Consider the following 23,763-nt stretch of genomic DNA (forward strand, 5'->3'; position numbering starts at 1 on the left):
AATGGAGGGATTACAGCGTAGGATAATCGGTGTAGCCTTCCGCGCCGCCGCCGTAGAAGGATTCCGGGCGCTGCGGGTTAAGCGCCGCTTTTTTCTGCAGGCGGGCCACCAGATCCGGGTTGGCGATGTAATCGCGGCCAAAGGCCACGGCATCAATCAGCCCTTTGTTGATCAGGTCGTTGGCTTTTTCAACGGTGTAGGCGCCAGCGCCAATGATCACGCCAGGGAAGCGGTCGCGAACTTTCTGACGGAAAGCTTCGCTATACGGCTTGCCGCCCGCCCAGTCCGGCTCGGACATGTGCAGATAGGCGATACCGCGTTTCGCCAGCTCGCTAATCAGATACAGCGCGTCTTCTTCTTCATTCGGGCCATTATCCACATTCTGGAAGCTGCCAATCGGCGACACACGGATGCCAATCCGGTCAGCGCTCCACTCTTTGCTCACGGCGTCGACCACTTCCAGCACCAGACGGGCGCGGTTTTCCACGCTGCCGCCATACTGGTCGGTACGCTGGTTCGCCGACGGCGAGAGGAACTGGTGCAGCAGATAGCCGTGGGCCGAGTGCAGTTCAACCAGATCGAAACCGGCGTCACGGGCATTGCCCACCGCCTGACGGAAATCATCGACGATCCCCGGGATCTCTTCGGTTTCCAGAGCGCGAGGCATCGAGGTGTCGACGCGGATGGCGTGGCCGTTTTCGTCGCGCAGCGAGGTGCGGGTGCCGGCGCTCAGCGCAGACGGCGCTACCGGTGCGGCGCCGCCGGGCTGCAGGCTGCTATGGGAAATTCGTCCGGTGTGCCACAGCTGCACGGCGATATGGCCGTTTTCCGCGTGAACGCCGGCGGTGATTTTCTGCCAGGCGGCAATCTGCTCCGGGCTGTGCAGCCCTGGCGCGCCGGCATAGCCTTTGGCCTGGGCGGAAATCTGCGTCGCTTCGGTGATGATCAGCCCGGCGCTGGCGCGCTGACGGTAGTATTCGCCCATCAGCGGGGTAGGGATATCGCCCGGCTCGATGCTGCGCAGACGCGTCAGTGGAGCCATAAATACGCGATTAGGGACGGTGACGGCACCGACTTTCAACGGGGTGAATAATTTTGATTCCGACATAATGACTCCTGAGTAGACCGGTCGTCTAGGAACTGATGAAATAAAAACGCCTGTTATACAGCAGGCGCCGCAATAATCTGTTTCGCGTGGGCAAGGGCGCTCTCCAGCGGCGTTGCGCTACGCGTTATTTTGGCCTGCAGGTTGGCGCCGAGCCACAGGGAATAGAGTACCTGCGACAGCGTCCTGGCCTCGCCGTCAAAGGTCAGACTGCCTTCCTGACGCCCTTTCTCCAGCGCGTCGCCCAGCAGGGCGATGATCTGGCTGGCGCCGTGGTCCATGGCGGTGCGCATGTCTTCCGACAGATCGCAAACCTCTGCCGACAGCTTGACGGTGAGACACCCGCTAATAATCCCCTGCTGGTAAAACTGATTCAGCGTGTGCTGATAGTAGGCCAGCAGCCGATCGCGATAGTTGCCCTCGCCATGGGCGAAGTGATCGACCAGGCGCTGCAGATATCCGGCGTAATGGTTTTCAAGCAAGGCGACGCCGAAGGCTTCTTTAGAGCGAAAGTAATGATAGAAAGAGCCCTTGGGCACTTCCGCCGTCTTCAGGAGTTCGCTCAAGCCCATGCCGGTAAAGCCGCGATGCATGCATAGCTGCTCGCCGGTGGCCAGGATATGTTCTCGGGTATCGCAATCGCTGTGTCTGTTCATGGCGCACACTGTAGTAGACCGATTGGTCTAATGCAAGACTTAGCGCAAAAATGTTAACTGGCGCAGCACGGAGTGAACAAAATTTGCGTCGGCGCAGGGAAACGTCTTCAATGAAAGGAGATGAGGGGACAGGAGGCGTGTGGTGGCAGAGCAGTTAGAGTTTTTCCCGGTGCAGAGCCCGTGCCGGGGAATTTGTCAGACCGATGAGCGCGGCTACTGTCGCGGCTGTTTCCGTAGCCGTGAGGAGCGTTTTAACTGGCAAACGATGAGCGATGCGCAGAAACAGGAGGTATTGCGTCTGTGCCGTCAACGCCTGCTGCGCAAAATACGCGCGAACAGACCAGAGGCGGCGGAAGAACCGCAGCAACCCTCACTGTTTTAAGCCAAAAATTACGTATACTCAGAGCACTTTTTTATTGAGGAAGCGGTTATGGTTCAGCGTATTGCTATGGCTCCCCAGGGGCCGGAATTTTCGCGTTTTGTGATGGGCTACTGGCGTCTGATGGACTGGAAAATGTCGCCAGACGAGCTGGTCGGCTTTATCGAACAGCATCTCGATTTAGGCATTACCACCGTCGATCACGCCGATATCTATGGCGATTACCAGTGTGAATCCGCCTTTGGTGAAGCCCTGAAGCTGGCGCCGCATCTGCGTAGCCGGATGGAGATTGTCAGCAAATGCGGCATTGCCACCCGGGCGCGCGCTGAAAACACCATCGGTCACTACATTACCGACCGGGACCACATCGTGCTCAGCGCCGAGCAATCGCTGCGCAACCTGGCAACGGACCATCTCGATCTGCTGCTGATCCACCGGCCGGATCCGCTGATGGACGCCGACGAGGTGGCTGAAGCCTTCCTCGCGCTGCACCACAGCGGCAAGGTACGTCATTTCGGCGTCTCGAACTTTACCCCTGCCCAGTTCACCCTTCTGCAGTCGCGCCTGCCGTTTACGCTTGCTACCAACCAGGTGGAGATCTCGCCGGTGCATCAGCCGTTGCTGCTTGACGGTACCCTCGACCAGCTGCAGCAGCTGCGTATTCGTCCGATGGCCTGGTCCTGCCTCGGCGGCGGCCGCCTGTTTAATGAAGAGGGCTTTCAGCCGCTGCGCGACGAGCTGGCCCAGGTGGCCCACGAGCTCAACGCCGACAGCATCGAGCAGGTGGTTTACGCCTGGGTGATGCGCCTGCCGTCGCAGCCGCTGCCGATTATCGGCTCGGGTAAAATTGAGCGCGTGCGCTCGGCGATTGTGGCCGAAAAACTGAGTATGACCCGCCAGCAGTGGTTCCGTATCCGCAAAGCCGCGCTCGGTTACGACGTGCCGTAACGGGCATTTCGCCTCCGGAAAGCAGTTCCTGGTTTACACTTAACAGAGAGACAGCCATCCGGAGGTGTTATGCAACGATGTATTCTCGCTATCCTTTCCCTCGCATTTTGCGCTGGCGCGCAGGCCGTCAGTGAAGATGTGCCACTTAATCTCGTGACCAGCCAGGGCGTTGGTCAATCCATCGGCAGTGTAAAAATCACCGAAACCGACCGCGGACTCGAATTTGCTCCTAATCTGCGGGCGTTACCGCCGGGCAAGCACGGCTTTCATATTCATGCTGAAGGCAGCTGCCAGCCGGCGATGAAAGAGGGCAAAGCCGTAGCCGCCGGAGCGGCGGGCGGACATTACGATCCGCAACATACCGGTAAACATGAAGGGCCGTTGGGCACCGGGCATCTTGGCGATCTACCGCTACTGGTGGTCAACGACGCGGGTGTGGCTGACCAGCCGATTATCGCTCCGCGTCTGAAAACGCTGGCGGAAGTGAAAGGCAAAGCGCTGATGGTTCATGTCGGCGGCGATAATATGGCCGACAGTCCGCAGCCGCTGGGCGGCGGCGGCGAACGGTTTGCCTGCGGGGTGATTAAGTAATCTTTTCGCCAATCGTTCCGGCGACCGGAGCCTGTTCCAGCTGCGACAGCGCGCAATACAGTCGCCATATCGCGGCGGCCAGCTCCCGGGCCGCCGGCTGATGATGGTGGTTCAGAACTTCGCAGATCCGCAGCAGCTCCTGCAGCGTGGAGGCCAGCGGCCGCTGCTGCACGCCACGCTCGCTCATCACATCGCGCAGCAGGTTGATACACAGGTCGCGCACCTGGGCGAGAGGATCGGAGCGCGTTTCCCACTCGCGAAGCTGCCAGACCACGTGGGAGCAGTTCAGCAATACCACCCCCCAGCGCAGCAGCCAGCGGCGAGCCAGCGCATCCTGGCTCTGACTGAGCTGGCTGACATGGTGATATACCAGCGATTCAAATTCGTGCTCGCTGTGCTGGGGGTGGCGGCTGAGCTGATCGACAAAGTGACGCCGTAACGCTCTGATGTGGCGTCGACCTTTACGGGCGTCCGAGCCGGGACTGAGCACCGCAAAGGCCAGCCATGCAAAGCCCACGCCGACAATCTTACTTAAATTGTCATTAAAAAAGGCCGCATAGTCGTAAACCGGTGGGTTGGTGACGGAGATAAACGAGCCCATAAAGACGATAAGCTGCCCCCACAGGCCGGCAAATTTTGGCCACTGCAGCTTGAGTAACTGCATGGTGGTCAGCAACGGGAACAGAAACAGCAAGAACTGCCACAGGTCGGTTATCTGCACCATCAGGCCAAATTTCACCACAAAACTGAACAGCGACAGCAGCACCAGGGTCTGCATCAGCAGCGTCAACGAACGAAACGGCGAGGCGGAAACCGAATAGAGCACGCAGCAAATGGAGGCCAGGGTCAGGGCCGCCGCGCAGCTGGTCCACTGGGTACTGATCCCCCACGCGCCAATCGCCACCAGCGCGCAAAAGGTACGGATGCCGTTGAGCAATGCCTCTGCCTGGTCGGTGTGGCGGGCCAGCGCGGGCGCGGAAGGGACATTGAACTCGGCGATCGCCGAGGCATTTTCAACCCGGCGGATCCAGCGGCTGCTTTCCAGATAAATGCGGCAGAAATAGCGTAACCGCGCCCAAAAGGCGAGGTGGCGGTAATCCGCGTCCGGCGGCGGCGCCAGCGGCGCCAGAATGCGGGCGACGTGATAGCTGTCAGCACTGGAGGTGGCGAGCTCCGCGAGCAACGATTCCAGCACCTGGCGGGTATTGGCCGGGGCGTCAGGCCAGTTCAGCAGCATACGCCGCAGACTGGAAATGACGCTGGTCATGCGGAGCTGCTGGTGCAGCAGGTAGTTCAGCAGGGGATTTTGCCGACGGAAGCGGTAGTGGCTCCAGAAGGCCTGGATGCGCAGCAGGTTCATGGTCAGGATCTGGCCAATTACGCTTTCATGGGCGGTGCGGATGGCATCCGTCGTTTCCGGGACCCACAGCAGACTGGCGTGCTCCAGCAGGCGGGCGTGCATGGTTTTCAGGGCCGTCAGCAGATTGCTGCCATCGGAGGTGCTGGGCAGGATCATCATCATCAACCCGCCGCACAAGATCCCAACGATGACTTCGCACACGCGCGACTGGGCAATCACCCATAGCTCGTAGCTGTCGCTGATATTAATCACCGGAAAGGCGATGATGGCGCAGGTATAGCCCGCCAGCTGAAAGGCGTAGGCCACGTTATTGGTGAACAAGGCGCAGGCCCAGGTGCACAGCGCCAGCCAGCCGGAGATACTGAACAGGAACAGCCAGGGATCGTTGAGCGTATGGCCCGCCAGCAGCAGGGCGGCGCAGGCGCCGAGAAGGCTGCCGGCAATGCGGCCAAAACTTTTACTGATCACCCCGCCGACGGTGGGAAAGCTGACCACCGCCGCGGAGGTCATCGCCCAGTAGGGCTCATCCAGATCCAGTGCGTAGGCGATGCTTAACGCGAGACACATGGCGATGCCGTTGCGTAGCGCGTATCGCCACTGCGGTCGGGTGGCTTTAACCCAGGGCAGCGTGCGCCATGACAGGGTCTGCAGATTCATCACTGTCCGCCGATCGAGACGGTGCAGGTGGTACCGGAGACCAGAGTGACATCGGCCGGCAACGTATCAAAGGCAATCCGCACCGGCACGCGCTGGGCGAGGCGGACCCAGGGGATATTCGGTTTGATATTGGCCACCAGCCCGGTTCCCTGTTCCACGCTCTGGTCGACAATCGCGCGACCGATGCTGGCGACATGCCCCTGCAGCGTCTGCTGATTGCTGTAGAGAATGATTTGCGCCGGATCGCCGATGCGAATATGGCGCAGTTTGGTCTCTTCAAAGTAGCCCAGCACGTAGAACGAATGGCTGTCCACCAGGGCAAAGACCGGATGGCCGGTGGTGGCGTAATCGCCGACCCGGGTGGAGAGGTTAGTCACCCAGCCGTCTACCGGCGCTTTGACGACCGTCTGGCTGAGCTGCCACTGCGCATGTTTCAGCGCCGCCTCGCTGACACCGACTCCCGCTCTGGCGGCCGCCAGGGTAGTGGTGGCGGTATTCAGGGCGGTATTGGCGTTTTCAAGGTCTTCAGCTGAGATGGCATTTTGCGACAGGTTTCTGCGACGGCGGGCTTCGCTGGCGGCTTTGCTTTGCTCCGCCTGCGCTTTCGCCACCTCAGCTTGCGCTTTCGCCAGCTGCGCCTGGGCGTTCAGCACCGCGATGCGGTAGGGGGTGTCGTCGATGGTAAACAATACCTCACCGGCCTTGACCTGCTGGTTATCGGCCACGTTCAGCTGCAATATACTGCCGGAAACCTGAGGGGTGATCCCGACCTGCTCGGCGCGCACTTTACCGTCGCGGGTCCAGGGGGACTGAGTGTAGAAATTCCATAACAACCACGCGGCAACCAGAGCGATGGCCGCCACCAACAGTGTTGAAAGATATTTTAATTTTTTCATAGCAGGAAGATCACCAGGCAATCAGTAACACCAGGGCCAGACAGACCGAGAGCGCGAACAGGGAGAGATCCATCAGCAGTGGATGCCAGATGTCGCCCGCATACATCCAGTCACGCAGCTGGCGATGTAAAAACAGCCAGATAAAGAAGCCCAGCAGGACGGCTTTGAACAACGGAGGGAAATAGACGGATGCGCCGAACACCAGGTCCTGCAGCGGCAATCCGGATGAATTAAGACTCAGTTTCACAAGCAAAAATCCTTTGCCATAACAGGGATAACCTCAGGACGTGCTACTCTTTAACAGTGTAAATCATTGTTTTGGTTTTTGTTGAATCAAGTAATTCATTTGTTTTGATTATTCAAATGCTGCACACTATTCTAAAATCAGTATAATAACTTAGCAAGCTAATTATAAGGAGATGAAATTGGAATCGCCACTTGGTTCTGATCTGGCACGTTTAGTTCGCGTCTGGCGCGCGCTAATCGACCATCGCCTGAAACCTCTGGAGTTAACGCAGACCCACTGGGTTACGCTGCATAACATCCACCAGCTGCCGCCTGAGCAGTCGCAGATCCAGCTGGCGAAAGCCATCGGTATTGAACAACCGTCCCTGGTGCGCACGCTCGATCAGCTGGAGGAGAAAGGGCTTATTTCTCGCCAGACCTGCGCAAGCGATCGGCGAGCCAAACGCATCAAGCTGACGGAAAAAGCCGAACCGCTGATCAACGAGATGGAAGAGGTGATAGGCAAAACCCGCGATGAAATCCTCGCAGGGGTCTCGAAGCAGGAAGTGGAAACGTTGCTTCACTTAATTCGTAAACTTGAACAAAATATCCTCGATCTCCAGGCAAAAGATTAATCGTTTTGCGGCCCGGTTTATCCCGGGCCTTTTTTTACCTGCCCTGGCGTCGCCAGATTACCACCCGGTTACGTCCGCTGTTTTTTGCTTCATACATGGCTTCGTCCGCGCGTTGGACGCACTCTTCGGCTGTCACACTGCCGTCATGGGTCGTATACACGCCCATACTGATGGTCATCCGCTCTGGCGGAGGGGTTTGTTCGGCGCTGACCGCCAGGCGGATGCGCTCGGCGATCGCCTGCGCCTCGTCCTCTGCGGTGTTGACCAGCAGCAGGGCAAACTCCTCACCGCCAATGCGGGCGGCCGCGTCATCCTTACGCGAATGGCTGTCCAGCACCGAGGCGGCAAACTGGATCACCTTGTCGCCGGCGATGTGGCCATAGTTATCGTTGATGCGTTTAAAATGGTCGAGGTCGCAGATGATCACCGACAGCGGATGCTGGGCCTTCACCTTTGCCAGCTGCTGGTTGAGGGTATCGTAGAAGAAGCTGCGGTTGTAAAGCCGGGTCAGCGGGTCGCGTATCGAATTCTGGTATGAGTTGACATACTTGTGGTTAGACTCGCGATAGAGGATAAAGACGTCTACCAGCAGCACCAGGATCAGGAACAGGGTGCACAGCGTTTCAAAAAAACGCGCCTGATACCAGGCCTGATCGAGCTCCCCAACGGCAGAGAGCAGCTGGAAAATGGTGAACAAATATGCGCTGCAAAAAAAAGCGCCGCTGTACCAGAAAATATTGCGAAGTTTGCTAAACCAAATTATTAAAATCAGCGCGATAAACCAGACTGCCATCAGCAGCCAGCCAATAATACTTCGCCACAGCGGCGTAAAAGTATGGCTCAGATCGTCAATAAACCTAATGCTCAACCATGGCGAGTGGCTGGAGAAGATCCATGACAAAAAAATTATCATTAACGTAAAAACAATACATGCCGCGAAAGTCATTACATGGGCTTTAAAGGAGTGCATGATCCGTCGGCGAAAATAATACAAAATAATTGACGACGTGAATAAGACGGCCATCATTATATTGCGAAAGAAATAATATATCACAGCGTCATTTTGTTTCACCACCGGCGCGGGATTACAGCTGAGCCAGTCCGGATAGCTACTGAGGGTGCCCAGCATCAGTAACGCCGAACAGGCAAAACCGAAAGCGACAGGCGTCAGATACAGGCGACGCTTGCTGCTCCAGTATTTCATGCCCATAAAACAGGCAATAGTGATATGAAAAACCATCAGAAAACTGGTCAGCAGGGGAAATAGTATTGATGAGGTGCTGTTGAATCTGGTCTCAAAAGAGCTGGTTAACCCGGTAATGCCGACTCCGGCCAGCAAACAAATAAAAAAATAAATGATAAGACGTCTAACAACATGATTCACATGTTTGTTCATAGGCAATATTCCAGAATAATAACAACAGCAACGAGGTTGGGTTGGCTTAATAATATTAACGGTTATAAGAGTAGTGGGGGCTGTGGGCAAAGATATTGCGCAGGCGCAATGATTGATGAAATATTAAAATTAATATGTGTTATCGCTAATACAAAACTTTTACGGCGAGATAAATGTGGGTGATAAGTACGATGCGGCGCAACTGGCCGCATCGTGACAGGTGTTAGCGAGGAGAGACGGTGACCTGGCTGCCGCTGCCGGCAATGGCTACGCGCTGTCCAACAGAGAACGGGGTGCTGCCCTGTTTCTGTACCACCATGATGGTGTTGCCATCATCTTTACGAATTTCCAGTTCCACGCCCTGTGTTTTATTCATGGCGCCCTGTACGCCCTGACCGGCTACGCCGCCCGCGACCGCGCCAGCCGCAGTGGCCAGAGAACGTCCGGTGCCGCCGCCGATGGTATTCCCGAGGAAGCCGCCCAGAACCGCGCCGCCAATCGCCCCGATGGCATTGCTGTCGTCGCCGCTCTGGATCTGTACGGCGCGGGTATGCACGATGGTACCGTATGTCACGCTCTGCACCTGTTTGGCTTCAGATGCGGAATAAACGTCGCCGGACAGGCCGCTGCTGCTCACACAGCCCGCGAGCGTAAAACCAATCATCGATACAGCCAAAACACGTAAAATCATTTATGAATCTCCTGTTCACCGAAGGTGTTCAATTGAACGTCCATGCGGTTAATTATATGGCATTTAGTCGTCGGCGGGCATAGCTTCCCCCCGGGATATACAAAAAATAATAATTAATGGTGCTTCAACCTAAACTAAACGCCGGTTCTTTACGATGTTCTCCGAAATGTCTCTCTATTGTTAAAAAGTATTATTACAACATAGCATTAGCAGACACTTTATGATGGACTGAGACGCATACGAGGGTCATGGAATGAAGGAAAAACGTATGAGATCGGGTCGCTTTATTGGCGTTATGTCGGGTACCAGCCTTGATGGTATTGATGTCGTTTTAGCCGCTATCAACGAAAACATGGTGGCGCAGCAGGCCAGTCTCACCTGGCCCATCCCACACGCGATAAAAGAAGAGATCCTGGCGATTTGTCAGGGCCAGTCGCTGACCCTCTCGCAGCTGGGGCGTTTGGATACCCGCCTCGGAAGGCTGTTTGCCGAGGCCGTGCTGGCGCTGATGCGTCAGGAAAGTCTCAAACCCGCGGACGTCATCGCCATCGGCTGTCATGGGCAGACTGTATGGCACGAGCCGCAGGGCGATGCCCCGCACACGCTGCAAATTGGCGACAACAACCAGATTGCCGCCCATACCGGCGTCACTGTGGTGGGGGATTTCCGTCGGCGTGATATGGCGCTTGGCGGGCAGGGGGCGCCGCTGGTGCCGGCTTTTCATCATGCGCTGCTGGCGCACCCCGTTGAGCGGCGGATGGTGCTGAATATTGGCGGGATCGCTAATGTGTCGCTTCTGGTGCCGGGCCAGCCGGTGCGCGGCTATGATACCGGGCCGGGCAATATGTTGCTGGACGCCTGGATCTGGCGTAAGCAAGGTAAACCTTACGATAAAGACGCCCACTGGGCCAGTGAAGGCAAAGTGCTCCTGCCGCTGCTGCAGGATATGCTGAGCGATCCGTGGTTTGCCTTGCCGGCGCCGAAAAGCACCGGTCGGGAATATTTCAATTACGGCTGGCTGGAGCAGCATCTGGCTCGTTACCCGGGGCTGCGCGGACAGGATGTGCAGGCAACCCTCGCGGAATTAACCGCCGTGACCATCAGTGAGCAGGTATTGTTAAGCGGCGGCTGCGAGCGTTTGTTAGTGTGCGGCGGCGGCGCGCGTAACCCATTGTTAATGGCGCGCCTGGCGGCCCTGCTGCCGGGAACCGAAGTCTCCACCACCGATGAAGCGGGGATCAGCGGCGATGATATGGAAGCGCTGGCCTTTGCCTGGCTGGCCTGGCGCACCATCGCTGGCCTGCCGGGGAATCTGCCCTCTGTGACTGGCGCCAGCGAAGCCACGGTGCTGGGCGCCATTTTCCCTGCTAACCCGCCGCAGAATCGGAGTTAACTGAAATCTTAAATACGACGCGACCGGTAAACTGGACATGTTAAGCGGAGGGCGGAGTGCCCTCCGTGACCGGGAAAGTCGAAGGCAAACGAATGAAAAAAATTCTTATCGCAGTTGTACCTTTTATGCTGGCGGGCTGTAGCTACTACAACCAGTTTGTCGAGCGGATGCAGACGGACACGCTGGAGTATCAATGCGACCAGAAACCGTTGACGGTCCATCGCAATAACTCACGCCAGCAGGTGAGTTTTATTTATGACAATCAGCAGCTGAATCTGTCAGAGGGGCTGTCGGCTTCCGGAGCGCGCTACACCGACGGCGTCTATGTCTTCTGGTCGAAAGGCGATACCGCCACCGTCTATAAGCGCGACCGCATCGTTCTCGATAACTGCCAGCTGCAGACCGCCAAACGTTGAGATTTCTGTCCGGGGGGCGCACAATAACGCCACCTTATGACTATATCCTCAATGGCCATGTCTGATAACGACGAACTCCAGCAAATCGCGCACTTGCGCCGTGAATACACCCGTGGCGGTTTGCGTCGCCACGATCTTCCAGCTGAACCTCTGCCGCTGTTTGAGCGCTGGCTGCGTCAGGCCTGCGACGCGAAACTCGCCGACCCGACGGCCATGGTGGTTGCCACCGTTGATGAAAGCGGCCAACCTTATCAGCGTATTGTGCTGCTAAAGCATTACGACGAAAAAGGGCTGGTGTTTTATACCAACCTTGGCAGCCGCAAAGCCCATCAGATTGAAAATAACCCGCAGGTCAGTCTGCTGTTTCCGTGGCATATGCTGGAGCGCCAGGTGATGGTGATCGGCAAAGCGGAACGCCTGTCCACGCTGGAGGTGGTCAAATATTTCCACAGTCGCCCGCGCGACAGCCAGATCGGCGCCTGGGTCTCGAAGCAGTCGAGTCGGATCTCTGCTCGGGGTATCCTGGAGAGCAAATTCCTCGAGCTGAAGCAGAAATTCCAGCAGGGTGAAGTACCGCTGCCGAGTTTCTGGGGCGGATTCCGCGTCAGCATTGAGCAGATGGAGTTCTGGCAGGGGGGCGAACATCGCCTGCACGATCGCTTTTTATACCAGCGCGATAACGGCGCCTGGAAAATAGACCGCCTGGCACCGTAATTGCCGAAATTAGTTATCGAAGCGCTGGCGCTGAAAGGGCCGGCGCTTTATTCTATGTACTTTTCGCATCTGGCGAAAAGTCGTGTACCGGCAGAGGTGCAGTCGTTTATACATGGAGAATTTGATGGCAAGCAGTAACTTGATTAAACAATTGCAAGAGCGGGGGCTGGTAGCCCAGGTGACGGACGAGGAAGCGTTAGCAGAGCGACTGGCGCAAGGCCCGATCGCGCTCTATTGCGGCTTCGATCCTACCGCTGACAGCTTGCATTTGGGGCATCTTGTTCCATTGTTATGCCTGAAACGCTTCCAGCAGGCAGGTCATAAACCTGTGGCGCTGGTGGGCGGCGCTACCGGTCTGATTGGCGACCCAAGCTTTAAAGCCGCTGAGCGTAAGCTGAATACCGAGGATACCGTGCAGGAGTGGGTGGATAAAATCCGCAAACAGGTAGCCCCGTTCCTTGATTTTGACTGCGGCGACAACTCGGCGATCGCGGCGAACAACTATGACTGGTTTGGCAGCATGAACGTGCTGACCTTCCTCCGCGATATCGGTAAACACTTCTCTGTTAACCAGATGATCAATAAAGAAGCGGTGAAGCAGCGCCTGAATCGTGACGATCAGGGCATCTCCTTTACCGAGTTCTCCTACAATCTGCTGCAGGGTTACGACTTCGCCTGTCTGAACAAACTGCATGGCGTGGCGCTGCAGATTGGCGGCTCCGACCAGTGGGGCAACATTACCTCCGGTATCGATCTGACCCGTCGTCTGCACCAGAACCAGGTGTTTGGCCTCACCGTGCCGCTGATTACCAAAGCGGACGGCACCAAGTTCGGTAAAACCGAGGGCGGCGCCGTGTGGCTGGATCCGAAAAAGACCAGTCCGTATAAATTCTATCAGTTCTGGATCAACACCGCGGATGCTGACGTCTATCGCTTCCTCAAGTTCTTCACCTTCATGGACATTGCAGAGATCAATGCCCTGGAAGAAGAAGATAAAAACAGCGGTAAAGCGCCGCGCGCCCAGTACGTGCTGGCAGAGCAGGTGACGCGTCTGGTGCATGGCGAAGAGGGTCTGGAAGCGGCGAAACGCATTACCGAGAGCCTGTTCAACGGCAACCTGAGCGACCTCAGCGAAGCTGACTTCGAACAGCTGGCTCAGGACGGCGTGCCGATGATCGAGATGGAAAAAGGCGCCGATCTGCTGCAGGCGCTGGTGGATTCCGAGCTGCAGCCGTCCCGCGGCCAGGCGCGTAAAACCGTCGCCTCTAACGCGGTGACCATCAACGGTGAAAAACAGGCCGATCCGGAATATGTTTTTGCTGACAGCGATCGCCTGTTTGGCCGCTACACCTTGCTGCGCCGCGGTAAGAAGAATTACTGCCTGGTCTGCTGGAAATAAAAAAATACTACCAGGGCGTGGGAAACCACGCCCTTTTTCTTTTTAGGGTTGTGGTAAGAAAATGAAGAACATCCTCGCCATTCAGTCTCACGTAGTGTTTGGCCACGCCGGCAACAGTGCCGCCGAGTTCCCGATGCGCCGCCTGGGTGCCAATGTCTGGCCCCTCAATACCGTACAGTTCTCTAACCATACGCAGTACGGCAAATGGACCGGCTGTGTGATGCCGCCTTCGCACCTGACGGAGATCGTCCAGGGCATCGCCGACATCGACAAGCTGCAGACCTGCGATGCGGTACTGAGCGGCTATCTCGGATCTGCTGAACAGGGCGAGCATATCCTGGGCATCGTGCGTCAGGTAAAAGCGGCCAATCCGGAGGCGAAGTATTTTTGTGACCCGGTGATGGGCCATCCGGAAAAGGGCTGCATCGTCGCCCCGGGCGTGGCGGAATTCCACGTGCGCTACGCGCTGCCGGCCAGCGATATCATTGCGCCTAATCTGGTGGAGCTGGAGATCCTCTGCGGTCATCCGGTCGCCAGCGTGAGCGAGGCGGTGGCCGCCGCGCGGGAGCTGATTGTCCAGGGGCCGGAGGTAGTGCTGGTTAAGCATCTTTCCCGCGCCGGCATGAGCATGGACCGCTTTGAGATGCTGCTGGTGACCGCAGAGGAAGCCTGGCATATCAGCCGGCCGCTGGTGGATTTTGGCCTGCGTCAGCCGGTGGGCGTTGGTGATGTGACCAGCGGTCTGCTGTTGGTGAAACTGCTGCAGGGCGCCAGCCTGCGCGACGCGCTTGAGCACGTCACCGCCGCGGTGTACGAGATCATGTTGACCACCAAAAACATGCAGGAGTATGAACTGCAGGTGGTGGCGGCGCAGGATCGTATTGCCGTGCCGGAGCACTGCTTCAGCGCTACCCGGCTGTAACTTTCTGACTCTGCCCGGCAGACCGCCGGGCAGAGTCTGGTCTTACTTTAAGCCTTCCGCCGCCAGTGCGTCAGCCACTGCCGGACGCGCCGCCACCTGCGCCATCCAGCTGCCGATATGACCGCAGGCGGCCATATCCAGTTTAATCGCATAGCCCCAGCGCAGCACCGTGAACAGATAACCATCGGCGATGGTGAAGCGATGGCCGGTCAGCCACTGTTTATCCGCCAGCGAGGCATCCACGTACTGCAGTTTTTTCTCGAGCAACGCGCGGGCAACGGGCTTATAGTCTTCCGGGGTGTCCGGGCGGAAGAGCGGCGTAAAGCCTTTATGCAGTTCGGTAGCCACGTAGTTCAGCCATTCCAGGGTCTGGTAACGGGCAACGGAGCCCACGGGCGCCAGCAGATGGCGGTCCGGCACCTGATCGGCGATGTATTGCATAATAGCCACGCCCTCGGTGAGCAGGATGTCATCATCCAGCAGCAGCGCCGGCACCTGACCTTTCGGGTTGATCAGCAGATAATCTTCCCCGTTTTCCAGCTGTTTCCTTGCCAGATCCACGCTCTGCAAAGTGAAATCCAGGCCGCTTTCGCGCAGGGCGATGTGTGAGGCGAGGGAACAGGCGCCGGGTTTGTAGAACAGTTTCATGCGTTACTCCTCGTGGCTGCAGTTTTCTGTATGTTAGTCCCGCCAGGGGTAAAAAAAAAGCCGCTAACCTAACGTTAGCGGCTTAAAAATAATTGGTTTTCCCTGCGGCGTCAGGCTGCCGCGGTTTCGCGTGCTTTTACGTCCGCGCTGTCGTCCTGAGTCATTCGGTTCAGCTTCGGCGCGGTCAGCAGCATCAGGGCGGCGATGACCGCGGTGACGATACCGATCTGCAGGAACACATGACCGTACACTTCCAGCGACACCAGCGGATCGGTGACGTTTTCCGGTACCGCCATCAGGTTGGCGATTTTCCCGGCGATGATTGCCGCACCGGCGGTGGTGAGGAACCAGCTGCCCATAATGAAGCCCATCAGACGCTGAGGAACCAGCTGAGCGACCATCGCCAGGCCGAGGCCGGAAATCATCAGCTCACCGATAGACTGCAGCGCATAGCTCAGGATCAGCCAGTTTACCGAGACGATACCAGCGTCGCTGGCGAACTTCGCCCCTAAAGGCAGGACGAGGAACGCGCCGGAGCACAGCACCATACCGATAGCGAACTTGTGCGGCATCGGCAGGCGGTCGCCCATCTTGTTATAGATGGCGGCCAGAATAGGGCTACCAATCATGATCCAGAACGGGTTCAGCGCCTGATACTGTTCCGGCTCGAAGGCGATGCCGAGGATCGAGTGCTCCACGTTGCGGATAGCGAAGAAGTTCAGAGAGGTCGGCATCTGGCTGTACAGTACGAAGAAGACGATCGCTTCTACCATCAGCAGGAAGGCGACGATCATTTTCCGACGCGCGGCACCTTTCAGGCCCATCGCTTCTTTGGCGAAAATCACCACGATACCCAGCGCGATGACGCCCAGCGCCATGCGTGCGATACCCTGGTTGTGCAGCAGCCAGGTCGCGATAGCGACCAGCACCACCACGCCAGCGATGGTCGCCAGCAGTTTACCCATATGCACCGGGGCAAAGTCCGGTTTCGAACCGTACTGTTTCACCCATTTCTGGCAGAAGGCGAAGTTGATGATGGTGATCACCATCCCCACCACGCTCAGGGCGAAGGCGACGCTCCAGCCGAAACGCGCGGCCAGCCACGGAGTTGCCAGCATCGAGAAGAACGAACCGATATTAATGGACATGTAGTACATGGTAAATGCACCGTCCAGACGCGGGTCGTTTTTGTCATAGCAGGTAGAGAGCAGGGAAGACGGGTTGGCTTTAAACAGGCCGTTACCGACGGCGATTGTCGCCATACCCATATAGACGATAGCGGCGTCATGGCCAGACCAGGCGACCAGCGCATAGCCGATGGCCAACACGATAGCGCCCAGCATAATGACGCGTTTGGTACCCAGCACTTTATCGCCCAGCCAGCCGCCAATGGCGACCAGGCCATAAACCAGCGCGCTAAAGGAGGAGAACAGAGTAATGGAATCCGCTTCCGACATACCCAGCTGTTTTACCAGGTAAACGGCCATGATCCCTTGCAGGCCGTAGTAACCAAAACGCTCCCACAACTCGATCGAGAAAATGAGATAGAACGCGCGTGGTTGTTTGAAAGCGTTCAGACTCACGCTTTCTGCTGGTTTATTGTTTGCAGTAGACACATATACCTCTTTTTTTACATCCCATATTTACTGGGGGGTGTTCGGGGCGCAATCTCGTTGGACCGCCGCCTTTATAGTTATTCTTGGAGGGAAAACGGCAGGTAATGTTCACTATCCTGGCGCATCAGGCAAGGCTTTTGTAATAATCTGTTACACATAATCAGGGTGGCATAATGCTCCGGACATATGAATGTTATCCAGAGTTAAATTTCACCGTTACGTTATCGTTGATATTTTTATCTTTTTGATTGCCCGCTTTTCTTCAAAATGGCGATATATTCTGCTGATCGCGCAGTGAGGTAGTGATATGGTCCATTATCCTAAAAATTCATGGGCTATTATCCTGGCAATCTTTGCTCAGCCGTTGTATTACCTGACTTTAATTTCCATTTTTATAACATTCGTTCAACATTGAGTTGCGAGCATGATCTGGATCACAAATGTATAGAAATTTTGCGTTGATAAAAAATGAATGAGCTAGTTGTTTGTTATATAACCGGATAATTGCCCAGCAAAATGCAGTTTATGCGGTGTTAACGGCGGGTTAAATAGCTAAATACGGACCATAACCCAGAGTGAGGCTATGGTCGTGAGAAAGGCGCTCAGGCGTAGACTTTTTCTTTGAATTCGCAAAGGTCTTCAATCAGGCAAGAGCCGCAGCGCGGCTTGCGAGCGATACAGGTGTAACGGCCGTGCAGAATAAGCCAGTGATGGCAGTCGACCTTAAACTCGGCGGGAACGACCTTCAGAAGCTTCTCTTCAACCTGTTCGACGTTTTTCCCGGGAGCGAATTGCGTCCGGTTGCAAACACGGAAGATATGGGTATCCACGGCGATCGTCGGCCAGCCAAAGGCGGTATTCAGCACCACGTTGGCGGTTTTGCGGCCCACGCCGGGCAATGCCTCCAGCGCCGCTCTGTCCTCTGGTACCTCGCCGTTGTGCTGCTCCAGCAGGATACGGCAGGTTTTGATGACGTTTTCCGCTTTGCTGTTAAACAGGCCGATGGTCTTGATATAGGATTTCACGCCCTCCACTCCCAGCGCCAGCATCGCCGCGGGCGTGTTGGCCACCGGGTAGAGTTTGGCTGTCGCTTTATTGACGCTCACGTCGGTTGCCTGCGCCGAGAGCAGGACGGCAATCAGCAGCTCAAACGGCGAGCTGAAGTGCAGCTCGGTGGTGGGGTGGGGATCATTGTCCCGCAGCCTGGTCAGGATCGCCAGGCGTTTGGCTTTGTTCATGTTACGCTTTCCCTGTCGCGTCAGACGGGGCGACAGCGTCGGCCCGGGCCGCCTGCGCCTTCCGCTGCTTGCTACGTTCATCGATAAGGTATTTTACCGCCAGCATCATGCCGAGGCCAATAAAGGCGCCTGGCGGCAGCATAGCCAGCAGGAAAGGGGTGTCCGTATGGAAAACCTCGATGCGCAGCACCTTTGCCCAGCTGCCAAGCAGGCTGTCGGCGCCGTCAAACAGCGTGCCATTGCCGAGGATTTCGCGCAGGGAGCCCAGCACGAACATCGCGCAGGTGGCCCCCATACCGATAGAGAAACCGTCCAGCGCCGACAGCGCCGGCCCTTTTTTGGCGGCAAAGGCTTCGGCACGGCCTACCACGATGCAGTTGGTGACGATAAGCGGGATAAATATCCCCAGCGACTGATACAGACCGAACGCATAAGCGTTGATCAGCATCTGCACCACGCTCACTACCGAGGCGATGATCATCACGTAGATCGGGATGCGGATCTCCGCCGGGGTCCAGCGGCGCAGGCTGGAGATGGTCAGGTTGGTCAGGGTCAGCACCAGGGTGGTCGCCAGACCCAGCCCAAGGGCGTTGGTGGCCGTCGAGGTGACTGCCAGCAGGGGACACATCCCTAACAGCTGAACCAGAGCGGAGTTGTTTTTCCACAGACCCTGGACGATGACGTCTTTAACTTCGCTCATGGTTACTCTCCACAGGCGCTGAATTCAGGAAGTTGCGCAGGCAGCGTTTGTGCATACAGGCCTGCGCGCTTAACGGCATTGACCACCGCCCGGGGGGTGATGGTGGCGCCGGTGAACTGGTCAAAATCGCCGCCGTCTTTTTTGACCGCCCAATGGCTGTCGCCCTGACCGTGGATGGCTTTCCCGGCAAAATGGGTGATCCAGTCCGACAGGCGAAGCTCGATTTTATCCCCCAGACCCGGGGTCTCATGATGCTCGGTCACGCGGGTGCCGAGGACCGTGCCGCTAAAATCGGCGGCCACCAGCAGCTGGATCGCTCCGGAATAGCCGTCCGGCGCGGTGGCTTCCATGACCGCGCCAATCGGCTGACCGTTATTTTTGGCGATCCACACTTTATGCTGGCCTTTGCCCAGCGCCGGGGCGCTGACCAGATAGCAGCTCTTAAGCAGATCGTTATTATAGCGGTCGGCAGGTAAAACCTGGTCGAATAACGCTTTCTGCTGCAGGGCCGCCTGCTGGTCGATGGTGCTTTTGGTCAGCTCATTGATCGCCGCCGTTAGCCCGGTGGAGCCGGCGGCAAAAAGCGCCAACGTGACGCCGTGTTTTCGCATCGTTTTTAACATCATCGTTCTCTCAACGGTGGCCATACACGCGCGGGCGCGTGTAGTAATCGATCAGCGGCACGGTAATATTCGCCAGCAGAACGGCAAACGCCACACCGTCCGGGTAACCGCCGAAGCTGCGAATAAGCCACACCAGCAGGCCGGCGAGGGCGCCGAAGATCAGACGTCCGCGGTTGGTTGTCGAGGCCGTCACCGGGTCGGTCAGAATAAAGAAGGCGCCAAGCATGGTGGCCCCGGAGAATAAATGCATCTGCGGCGAGGCCAGACTCTGCGGCGAGAAGATCCAGCCGAGGGTTGCGCACAGGCCAAGGCTGACGAGGAAGCTGACCGGTATATGCCAGCGGATCGCCTTCTGCCACAGCAGGAACAGACCGCCCGCCAGCCAGGCGATATTCACCCACTGCCAGCCCAGCCCCGCCAGAACGCCGCCGTAAACCGGCAACTGCAGTACCTGCTGGACGCTATGCCCGGAATGCAGGGAGGTTTTGAAAGTATCCAGCGGGGTGGCCTGACTGATGCCGTCGATACCCAGCCGCAGGGTGGCCATGTCGTCTCCGACGGCGGTATGACCGGTGAAGATCATCTGCAGCGTATCGCTGAACGTCGGGATATGGGCGGCAATCTCGTAAGAAGGCAGCCAGGAGGTCATCTGCACTGGGAACGAAATCAGCAGCACGACATAGCCGATCATCGCCGGGTTGAAAGGGTTATGGCCGAGTCCACCGTACAACTGCTTGGCGATCACTACGGCAAAGGCGGTGCCGAGCACCACCATCCACCAGGGGGCCAGCGGCGGAATACTCACCGCCAGCAGCAGGCCGGTGAGCAGGGCGGAGTTATCCCTCAGGGTGGCCGCAACAGGCTGTTTGCGCAGTTTGAGAATAGCGGCTTCCGTTGCCCAGGCCGTCAGGGCGGCGAGGACAATCTGCAGGACGGTGCCCCAGCCGAAAAACCACGTCTGGATCACAATACCAGGCACGGCGGCGAGCAGCACCAGCAGCATAATGCGCGAGGTCTGCCGCTGGTTATGGGTATAGGGGGAGCTTGCGATTCTGAAAACCATTTATTCCTCGTTAACTGCCTGCTGTGTTGCTTTGCGCGCCTGAACGCGAGCGATCGCCGCGGCGACGGCCGCTTTGCGTGGGTCGTCATTGGCTGCGGTTGACGCAATATCCGCCTGGGCAGCCTGCTGTTCGGCTTTGCGCGCTTTGGCGCGGGCGATAGCGGCCTCCACCGCGGCCTTGCGCGGGTCGACCGGCTCGGCTGGCGGGGCTTCCGCCGGCGCGGCCTGCTGTTCAGCTTTGCGCGCTTTGGCGCGGGCGATAGCGGCTTCCACCGCGGCCTTGCGCGGGTCGACCGGCTTGGCTGGCGGGGTTTCCGCCGGCGTGGCCTGCTGTTCGGCTTTGCGCGCTTTGGCGCGGGCGATAGCGGCTTCCACCGCCGCCTTGCGCGGGTCGACCGGCTCGGCCGCCGGGGTTTCCGCCGGCGCGGCCTGCTGTTCGGCTTTGCGCGCTTTGGCGCGGGCGATAGCGGCTTCCACCGCCGCCTTGCGCGGGTCGACCGGCTCGGCCGCCGGGGCTTCCGCCGGCGCGGCCTGCTGTTCGGCTTTGCGCGCTTTGGCGCGGGCGATAGCGGCTTCCACCGCCGCTTTGCGGGGATCGGCTGCGTCGGTCGACGGGGATTCTGCCGGCGCGGCCTGCTGCTGCGCTTTACGCGCCCGGGCTTCGGCCTTCCGCGCTTCGCGGGCGGCAATCGCCTCGCTGTTGTCCGGTCTGGCGCCGGCCTGAATCACGATAGGCTGCGCGGCGTCGCGCTGTTTATCACGTACCCGGGCCAGGGCGGCGTTAATCGCATCCTGATCTTTGGCGGCTGGCTGGACGGCGGCTTTTTTATGCCGCTCGGCGCGGGCCGCTTTCTCACGCTCCAGGCGCGCCTGTCGGGCCTCGAATCGCGCCTTGGCTTCCGCAGCGCGCTGCTCTTCCAGACGAATCGCCGCGATCTCGGCTTTCTCCTGGCGGAAGTACTGCACCAGCGGAATATTGCTTGGGCATACCCACGCGCACGCGCCGCATTCGATGCAGTCCGCCAGATTGTGAGCGGTGGCTTTATCGTGCTGCTGGCCTTTGCTGAACCAGTACAGCTGCTGCGGCAGCAGATCGGCCGGGCAGGCGTCGGCGCAGGCGCTACAGCGAATGCAGCCTTTTTCTTCCTGCGGCTCGCCCATTTCGCTGGCGGAGGGCGCTAAGAGACAGTTGGTGATCTTCACTACCGGGACGTCGAGCCCCGGCAGAGTAAAGCCCATCAGCGGGCCGCCCATGATCACCATCGGCTCAGCGCTGGCGCAGAATCCGGCGTCGTTCAACAGATGGCGCACCGGCGTGCCAAGGCGCGCCCAGACATTGCCCGGCCGGGTTACCGCCTCGCCGGTGAGGGTGACCACGCGCTCGGTTAACGGTTCGCCGTCAATTACCGCGCGTTTCACCGCGTAGGCTGTACCGACGTTCTGCATTAGCACGCCAATGTCCGAAGAACGACCGCCGTGCGGCACCTGTTTCCCGGTGAGAATCTGGGTGAGCTGCTTGGCGCCACCGGAGGGGTATTTGGTGGGAATCACGCGCAGCGAAATGCCATGGGCGTCGCAGAGTACAGCCCGCAGCATGGAGATGGCCTGCGGCTTATTGTCTTCAATGCCGATCAGCACCTCGTCAGGCTGCAGAATGTGGGCGAGGATGCGGATCCCTTCGACAATCTGCGCCGCGCAGTCCTGCATCAGGCGGTCGTCCGCCGTGATATAGGGTTCGCACTCGGCGGCGTTAATGATCAGCGTTTTAATTTTATCGCCGCCGCCGCGCAGTTTACTGCCGGTGGGGAAGCCGGCGCCGCCGAGGCCGGCAACGCCAAACTGGTGGATGCGCTCAATCAGCGCTTCACGTGTGCGGGTCTGGTAGTCGCTCCAGCCGTCGCGTTCGATCCAGCGGTCTTCGCCGTCGGCGTCAATGATCACGCTCATCTCCGCCAGCGCGGATGGATGGGCGGTGGTGTGCGGGGCGATAGCGGCAACGGTGCCGGAGGTGGGGGCGTGAACCGGCAGCATTCTTCCCCAACCGCGGGTTAGCGGCTGGCCGCGCAGCACCCGGTCGCCTACTTTGACGCACAGTTCGCCTTCGGCGCCGATGTGCTGCTTCAGCGGGATCACAAAGCGCTGCGGCAGGGAAACCTGGCGCAGCGGGGTGCCGTTTGACTGGGTTTTCATCTCCGGCGGGTGAATACCGCCGTTAAAATCCCAGACTTTGTCTTTTCGGAAAGCGGAAAATAGCTTAAACATGTTGTTCCACAGGAATATTTCGCACCGGGATCGTGTGCAGATCCCATTTCCAGGTCTCCGGGGTGGTCGCCACCGGAACGAGTGAAATGCACTGGGTCGGGCAGGGGGCAACGCACAGGTTGCAGCCGGTGCACAGGTCGCTCATCACGGTATGCATGGCGCGGGTCGCCCCGACAATGGCATCCACGGGACACGCCTGAATACATTTGGTACAGCCGATGCAGTTCGGCTCGTCAATCACGGCGAGCATGCGGGCCGGCTCGGCTGCCTGCTCGTCGCCGTCGACAGGCTGCGGGTCGACGTTGAGCAAGGCGGCGATTTTTAACATCACCGCTTCGCCACCCGGCGCGCAGCGATTAATTTTCTCACCCTGCACGCCCACCGCTTCCGCATAGGGGCGGCAGCCAGGGTAGCCGCACTGCCCACATTGGCTCTGCGGTAACAGTTCATCAATTTTTTCCACCACCGGGTCGTCCTGCACCGCGAAACGGCGCGACGCATACCCCAGTATTAAGCCGAAAATCAGCCCTAACAGGCTGATGGCGATCACGGCTATCCAGACTGCGCTCATTACAACTTCACCAAACCACTAAAGCCCATAAAGGCCAGAGACATTAAACCGGCGGTAATCAGCGCGATGGCATTACCGCGGAACGGCGCGGGGACATCGGCCACCACCAGACGTTCGCGGATCGCCGCGAACAGCACCATCACCAGCGAGAAGCCGACGGCGGCGGCAAAGCCGTACAGCGCCGACTGCAGGAAATTGTGGCCCAGGTTGATGTTCAGCAGCGCCACCCCGAGCACCGCGCAGTTGGTGGTGATAAGGGGCAAAAAGATGCCCAGCAGGCGATAGAGCGCCGGGCTGGTTTTACGCACCACCATCTCAGTGAACTGGACCACCACGGCGATAACCAGAATAAAGGCCAGGGTACGTAAATAAACCAGATTTAGCGGGATAAGGATCCAGGTATCAATCAGCCAGGCGCAAATAGAGGCCAGGGTCATCACGAAGGTGGTGGCGAGCCCCATCCCCATTGCGGTTTCCAGCTTTTTGGAAACCCCCATAAACGGACACAGGCCAAGGAACTTCACCAAAACGAAGTTATTGACAAGGACAGTACCGATAAAGAGCAGTAAATAATCAGCCATCATGCGACCTGAAACGAAAAAAAGCCGCTTATTATCGAATAAAACGATACCGGCGACAACAGGTTAAGTGTGGGGTTA

Annotated in this window: 25 protein-coding genes; 9 read left to right on the forward strand and 16 right to left on the reverse strand. The window is 58.0% G+C overall.

The window, feature by feature from the left end:
- Positions 1–10: 10 nt before the first annotated feature.
- Positions 11–1,108 (reverse strand): alkene reductase, encoded by a 1,098-nt coding sequence (locus KHQ24_RS21775; RefSeq protein WP_004202878.1) that lies wholly within the window; start codon positions 1,106–1,108, stop codon positions 11–13.
- Positions 1,109–1,161: 53 nt separating this feature from the next.
- The gene (locus KHQ24_RS21780; protein WP_004202876.1) at positions 1,162–1,761 is read right to left on the reverse strand and encodes a TetR/AcrR family transcriptional regulator; all 600 of its coding nucleotides are present in this window, start codon (positions 1,759–1,761) and stop codon (positions 1,162–1,164) included.
- A gap of 139 nt (positions 1,762–1,900) precedes the next feature.
- On the opposite strand from KHQ24_RS21780, the gene KHQ24_RS21785 reads away from it, so the two are divergent.
- From KHQ24_RS21785 to sodC, 3 genes are all read left to right on the forward strand, one after another.
- The gene (locus KHQ24_RS21785) at positions 1,901–2,143 is read left to right on the forward strand and encodes a DUF1289 domain-containing protein (protein WP_017901094.1); all 243 of its coding nucleotides are present in this window, start codon (positions 1,901–1,903) and stop codon (positions 2,141–2,143) included.
- A gap of 48 nt (positions 2,144–2,191) precedes the next feature.
- Positions 2,192–3,088, forward strand: a complete 897-nt coding sequence (locus KHQ24_RS21790; protein ID WP_004202873.1) for an aldo/keto reductase — start codon at positions 2,192–2,194, stop codon at positions 3,086–3,088.
- Between the two features lie 69 nt (positions 3,089–3,157).
- Positions 3,158–3,679, forward strand: coding sequence for a superoxide dismutase [Cu-Zn] SodC (sodC, locus tag KHQ24_RS21795; protein ID WP_017901092.1), 522 nt, complete (start codon positions 3,158–3,160; stop codon positions 3,677–3,679).
- On the opposite strand, the gene KHQ24_RS21800 is transcribed toward sodC, so the two are convergent.
- The 3 genes from KHQ24_RS21800 to KHQ24_RS21810 are packed head-to-tail and all read right to left on the reverse strand — an operon-like array spanning position 3,672 to position 6,839.
- A complete protein-coding gene (locus KHQ24_RS21800; protein ID WP_004202870.1) occupies positions 3,672–5,696 on the reverse strand; it encodes an FUSC family protein in 2,025 nt (674 codons plus the stop codon). The genes sodC and KHQ24_RS21800 overlap by 8 nt on opposite strands.
- Positions 5,696–6,592, reverse strand: coding sequence for an HlyD family secretion protein (locus tag KHQ24_RS21805; protein WP_023318434.1), 897 nt, complete (start codon positions 6,590–6,592; stop codon positions 5,696–5,698). The genes KHQ24_RS21800 and KHQ24_RS21805 overlap by 1 nt, the downstream gene beginning before the upstream one ends.
- Positions 6,593–6,602: 10 nt before the next feature.
- Entirely contained in the window at positions 6,603–6,839 is a 237-nt protein-coding gene (locus KHQ24_RS21810) for a DUF1656 domain-containing protein (protein WP_004202868.1), read from the reverse strand.
- A 172-nt stretch (positions 6,840–7,011) separates the two neighbouring features.
- Here KHQ24_RS21810 and slyA point away from each other — a divergent pair, with 172 nt between their 5' ends.
- Positions 7,012–7,452 carry a transcriptional regulator SlyA gene (gene slyA / locus KHQ24_RS21815; RefSeq protein WP_017901090.1) on the forward strand — a complete coding sequence of 147 codons (441 nt, stop codon included), beginning with the start codon at positions 7,012–7,014 and terminating at the stop codon, positions 7,450–7,452.
- 34 nt (positions 7,453–7,486) lie between these two features.
- Here slyA and KHQ24_RS21820 read toward each other — a convergent pair whose 3' ends face one another.
- Both KHQ24_RS21820 and slyB read right to left on the reverse strand, forming a co-directional pair.
- Positions 7,487–8,848 (reverse strand): GGDEF domain-containing protein, encoded by a 1,362-nt coding sequence (locus tag KHQ24_RS21820; RefSeq protein ID WP_211777467.1) that lies wholly within the window; start codon positions 8,846–8,848, stop codon positions 7,487–7,489.
- Positions 8,849–9,071: 223 nt separating this feature from the next.
- Positions 9,072–9,539, reverse strand: coding sequence for an outer membrane lipoprotein SlyB (gene slyB / locus KHQ24_RS21825; RefSeq protein ID WP_002907749.1), 468 nt, complete (start codon positions 9,537–9,539; stop codon positions 9,072–9,074).
- Positions 9,540–9,807: 268 nt separating this feature from the next.
- On the opposite strand from slyB, the gene anmK reads away from it, so the two are divergent.
- From anmK to pdxY, 5 genes are all read left to right on the forward strand, one after another.
- Positions 9,808–10,932 carry an anhydro-N-acetylmuramic acid kinase gene (anmK, locus tag KHQ24_RS21830; protein ID WP_004202863.1) on the forward strand — a complete coding sequence of 375 codons (1,125 nt, stop codon included), beginning with the start codon at positions 9,808–9,810 and terminating at the stop codon, positions 10,930–10,932.
- Between the two features lie 92 nt (positions 10,933–11,024).
- Positions 11,025–11,348, forward strand: a complete 324-nt coding sequence (mliC, locus tag KHQ24_RS21835) for a C-type lysozyme inhibitor (RefSeq protein WP_004202862.1) — start codon at positions 11,025–11,027, stop codon at positions 11,346–11,348.
- Positions 11,349–11,405: 57 nt separating this feature from the next.
- The gene (gene pdxH, locus KHQ24_RS21840) at positions 11,406–12,062 is read left to right on the forward strand and encodes a pyridoxamine 5'-phosphate oxidase (RefSeq protein WP_004202860.1); all 657 of its coding nucleotides are present in this window, start codon (positions 11,406–11,408) and stop codon (positions 12,060–12,062) included.
- A 124-nt stretch (positions 12,063–12,186) separates the two neighbouring features.
- Positions 12,187–13,461: a tyrosine--tRNA ligase gene (tyrS, locus tag KHQ24_RS21845; RefSeq protein ID WP_004175868.1), complete on the forward strand. Its 1,275-nt coding sequence runs from the start codon at positions 12,187–12,189 to the stop codon at positions 13,459–13,461.
- A gap of 61 nt (positions 13,462–13,522) precedes the next feature.
- The gene (pdxY, locus tag KHQ24_RS21850; protein ID WP_004202858.1) at positions 13,523–14,383 is read left to right on the forward strand and encodes a pyridoxal kinase PdxY; all 861 of its coding nucleotides are present in this window, start codon (positions 13,523–13,525) and stop codon (positions 14,381–14,383) included.
- Positions 14,384–14,425: 42 nt separating this feature from the next.
- Here pdxY and gstA read toward each other — a convergent pair whose 3' ends face one another.
- From gstA to rsxA, 9 genes are all read right to left on the reverse strand, one after another.
- Positions 14,426–15,031: a glutathione transferase GstA gene (gene gstA / locus KHQ24_RS21855; protein ID WP_004202856.1), complete on the reverse strand. Its 606-nt coding sequence runs from the start codon at positions 15,029–15,031 to the stop codon at positions 14,426–14,428.
- A gap of 110 nt (positions 15,032–15,141) precedes the next feature.
- Positions 15,142–16,647, reverse strand: a complete 1,506-nt coding sequence (gene dtpA / locus KHQ24_RS21860) for a dipeptide/tripeptide permease DtpA (protein WP_004202855.1) — start codon at positions 16,645–16,647, stop codon at positions 15,142–15,144.
- A gap of 602 nt (positions 16,648–17,249) precedes the next feature.
- Positions 17,250–17,885 (reverse strand): endonuclease III, encoded by a 636-nt coding sequence (gene nth / locus KHQ24_RS21865; protein WP_004202854.1) that lies wholly within the window; start codon positions 17,883–17,885, stop codon positions 17,250–17,252.
- Position 17,886: 1 nt separating this feature from the next.
- Positions 17,887–18,585 (reverse strand): electron transport complex subunit E, encoded by a 699-nt coding sequence (locus tag KHQ24_RS21870; protein ID WP_017900824.1) that lies wholly within the window; start codon positions 18,583–18,585, stop codon positions 17,887–17,889.
- 2 nt (positions 18,586–18,587) lie between these two features.
- A complete protein-coding gene (gene rsxG / locus KHQ24_RS21875) occupies positions 18,588–19,208 on the reverse strand; it encodes an electron transport complex subunit RsxG (protein WP_208527172.1) in 621 nt (206 codons plus the stop codon).
- 10 nt (positions 19,209–19,218) lie between these two features.
- Positions 19,219–20,271, reverse strand: a complete 1,053-nt coding sequence (rsxD, locus tag KHQ24_RS21880) for an electron transport complex subunit RsxD (protein WP_049004654.1) — start codon at positions 20,269–20,271, stop codon at positions 19,219–19,221.
- Positions 20,272–22,533: an electron transport complex subunit RsxC gene (gene rsxC, locus KHQ24_RS21885; RefSeq protein WP_065877553.1), complete on the reverse strand. Its 2,262-nt coding sequence runs from the start codon at positions 22,531–22,533 to the stop codon at positions 20,272–20,274.
- Positions 22,526–23,104: an electron transport complex subunit RsxB gene (gene rsxB, locus KHQ24_RS21890; RefSeq protein ID WP_004202846.1), complete on the reverse strand. Its 579-nt coding sequence runs from the start codon at positions 23,102–23,104 to the stop codon at positions 22,526–22,528. Before rsxB ends, rsxC begins: the two co-directional genes overlap by 8 nt.
- A complete protein-coding gene (gene rsxA / locus KHQ24_RS21895; RefSeq protein ID WP_002907658.1) occupies positions 23,104–23,685 on the reverse strand; it encodes an electron transport complex subunit RsxA in 582 nt (193 codons plus the stop codon). Before rsxA ends, rsxB begins: the two co-directional genes overlap by 1 nt.
- Positions 23,686–23,763: the final 78 nt, after the last annotated feature.

The organism is Klebsiella sp. 54 (genome assembly GCF_018223875.1).
GTDB lineage: Bacteria > Pseudomonadota > Gammaproteobacteria > Enterobacterales > Enterobacteriaceae > Klebsiella > Klebsiella quasipneumoniae.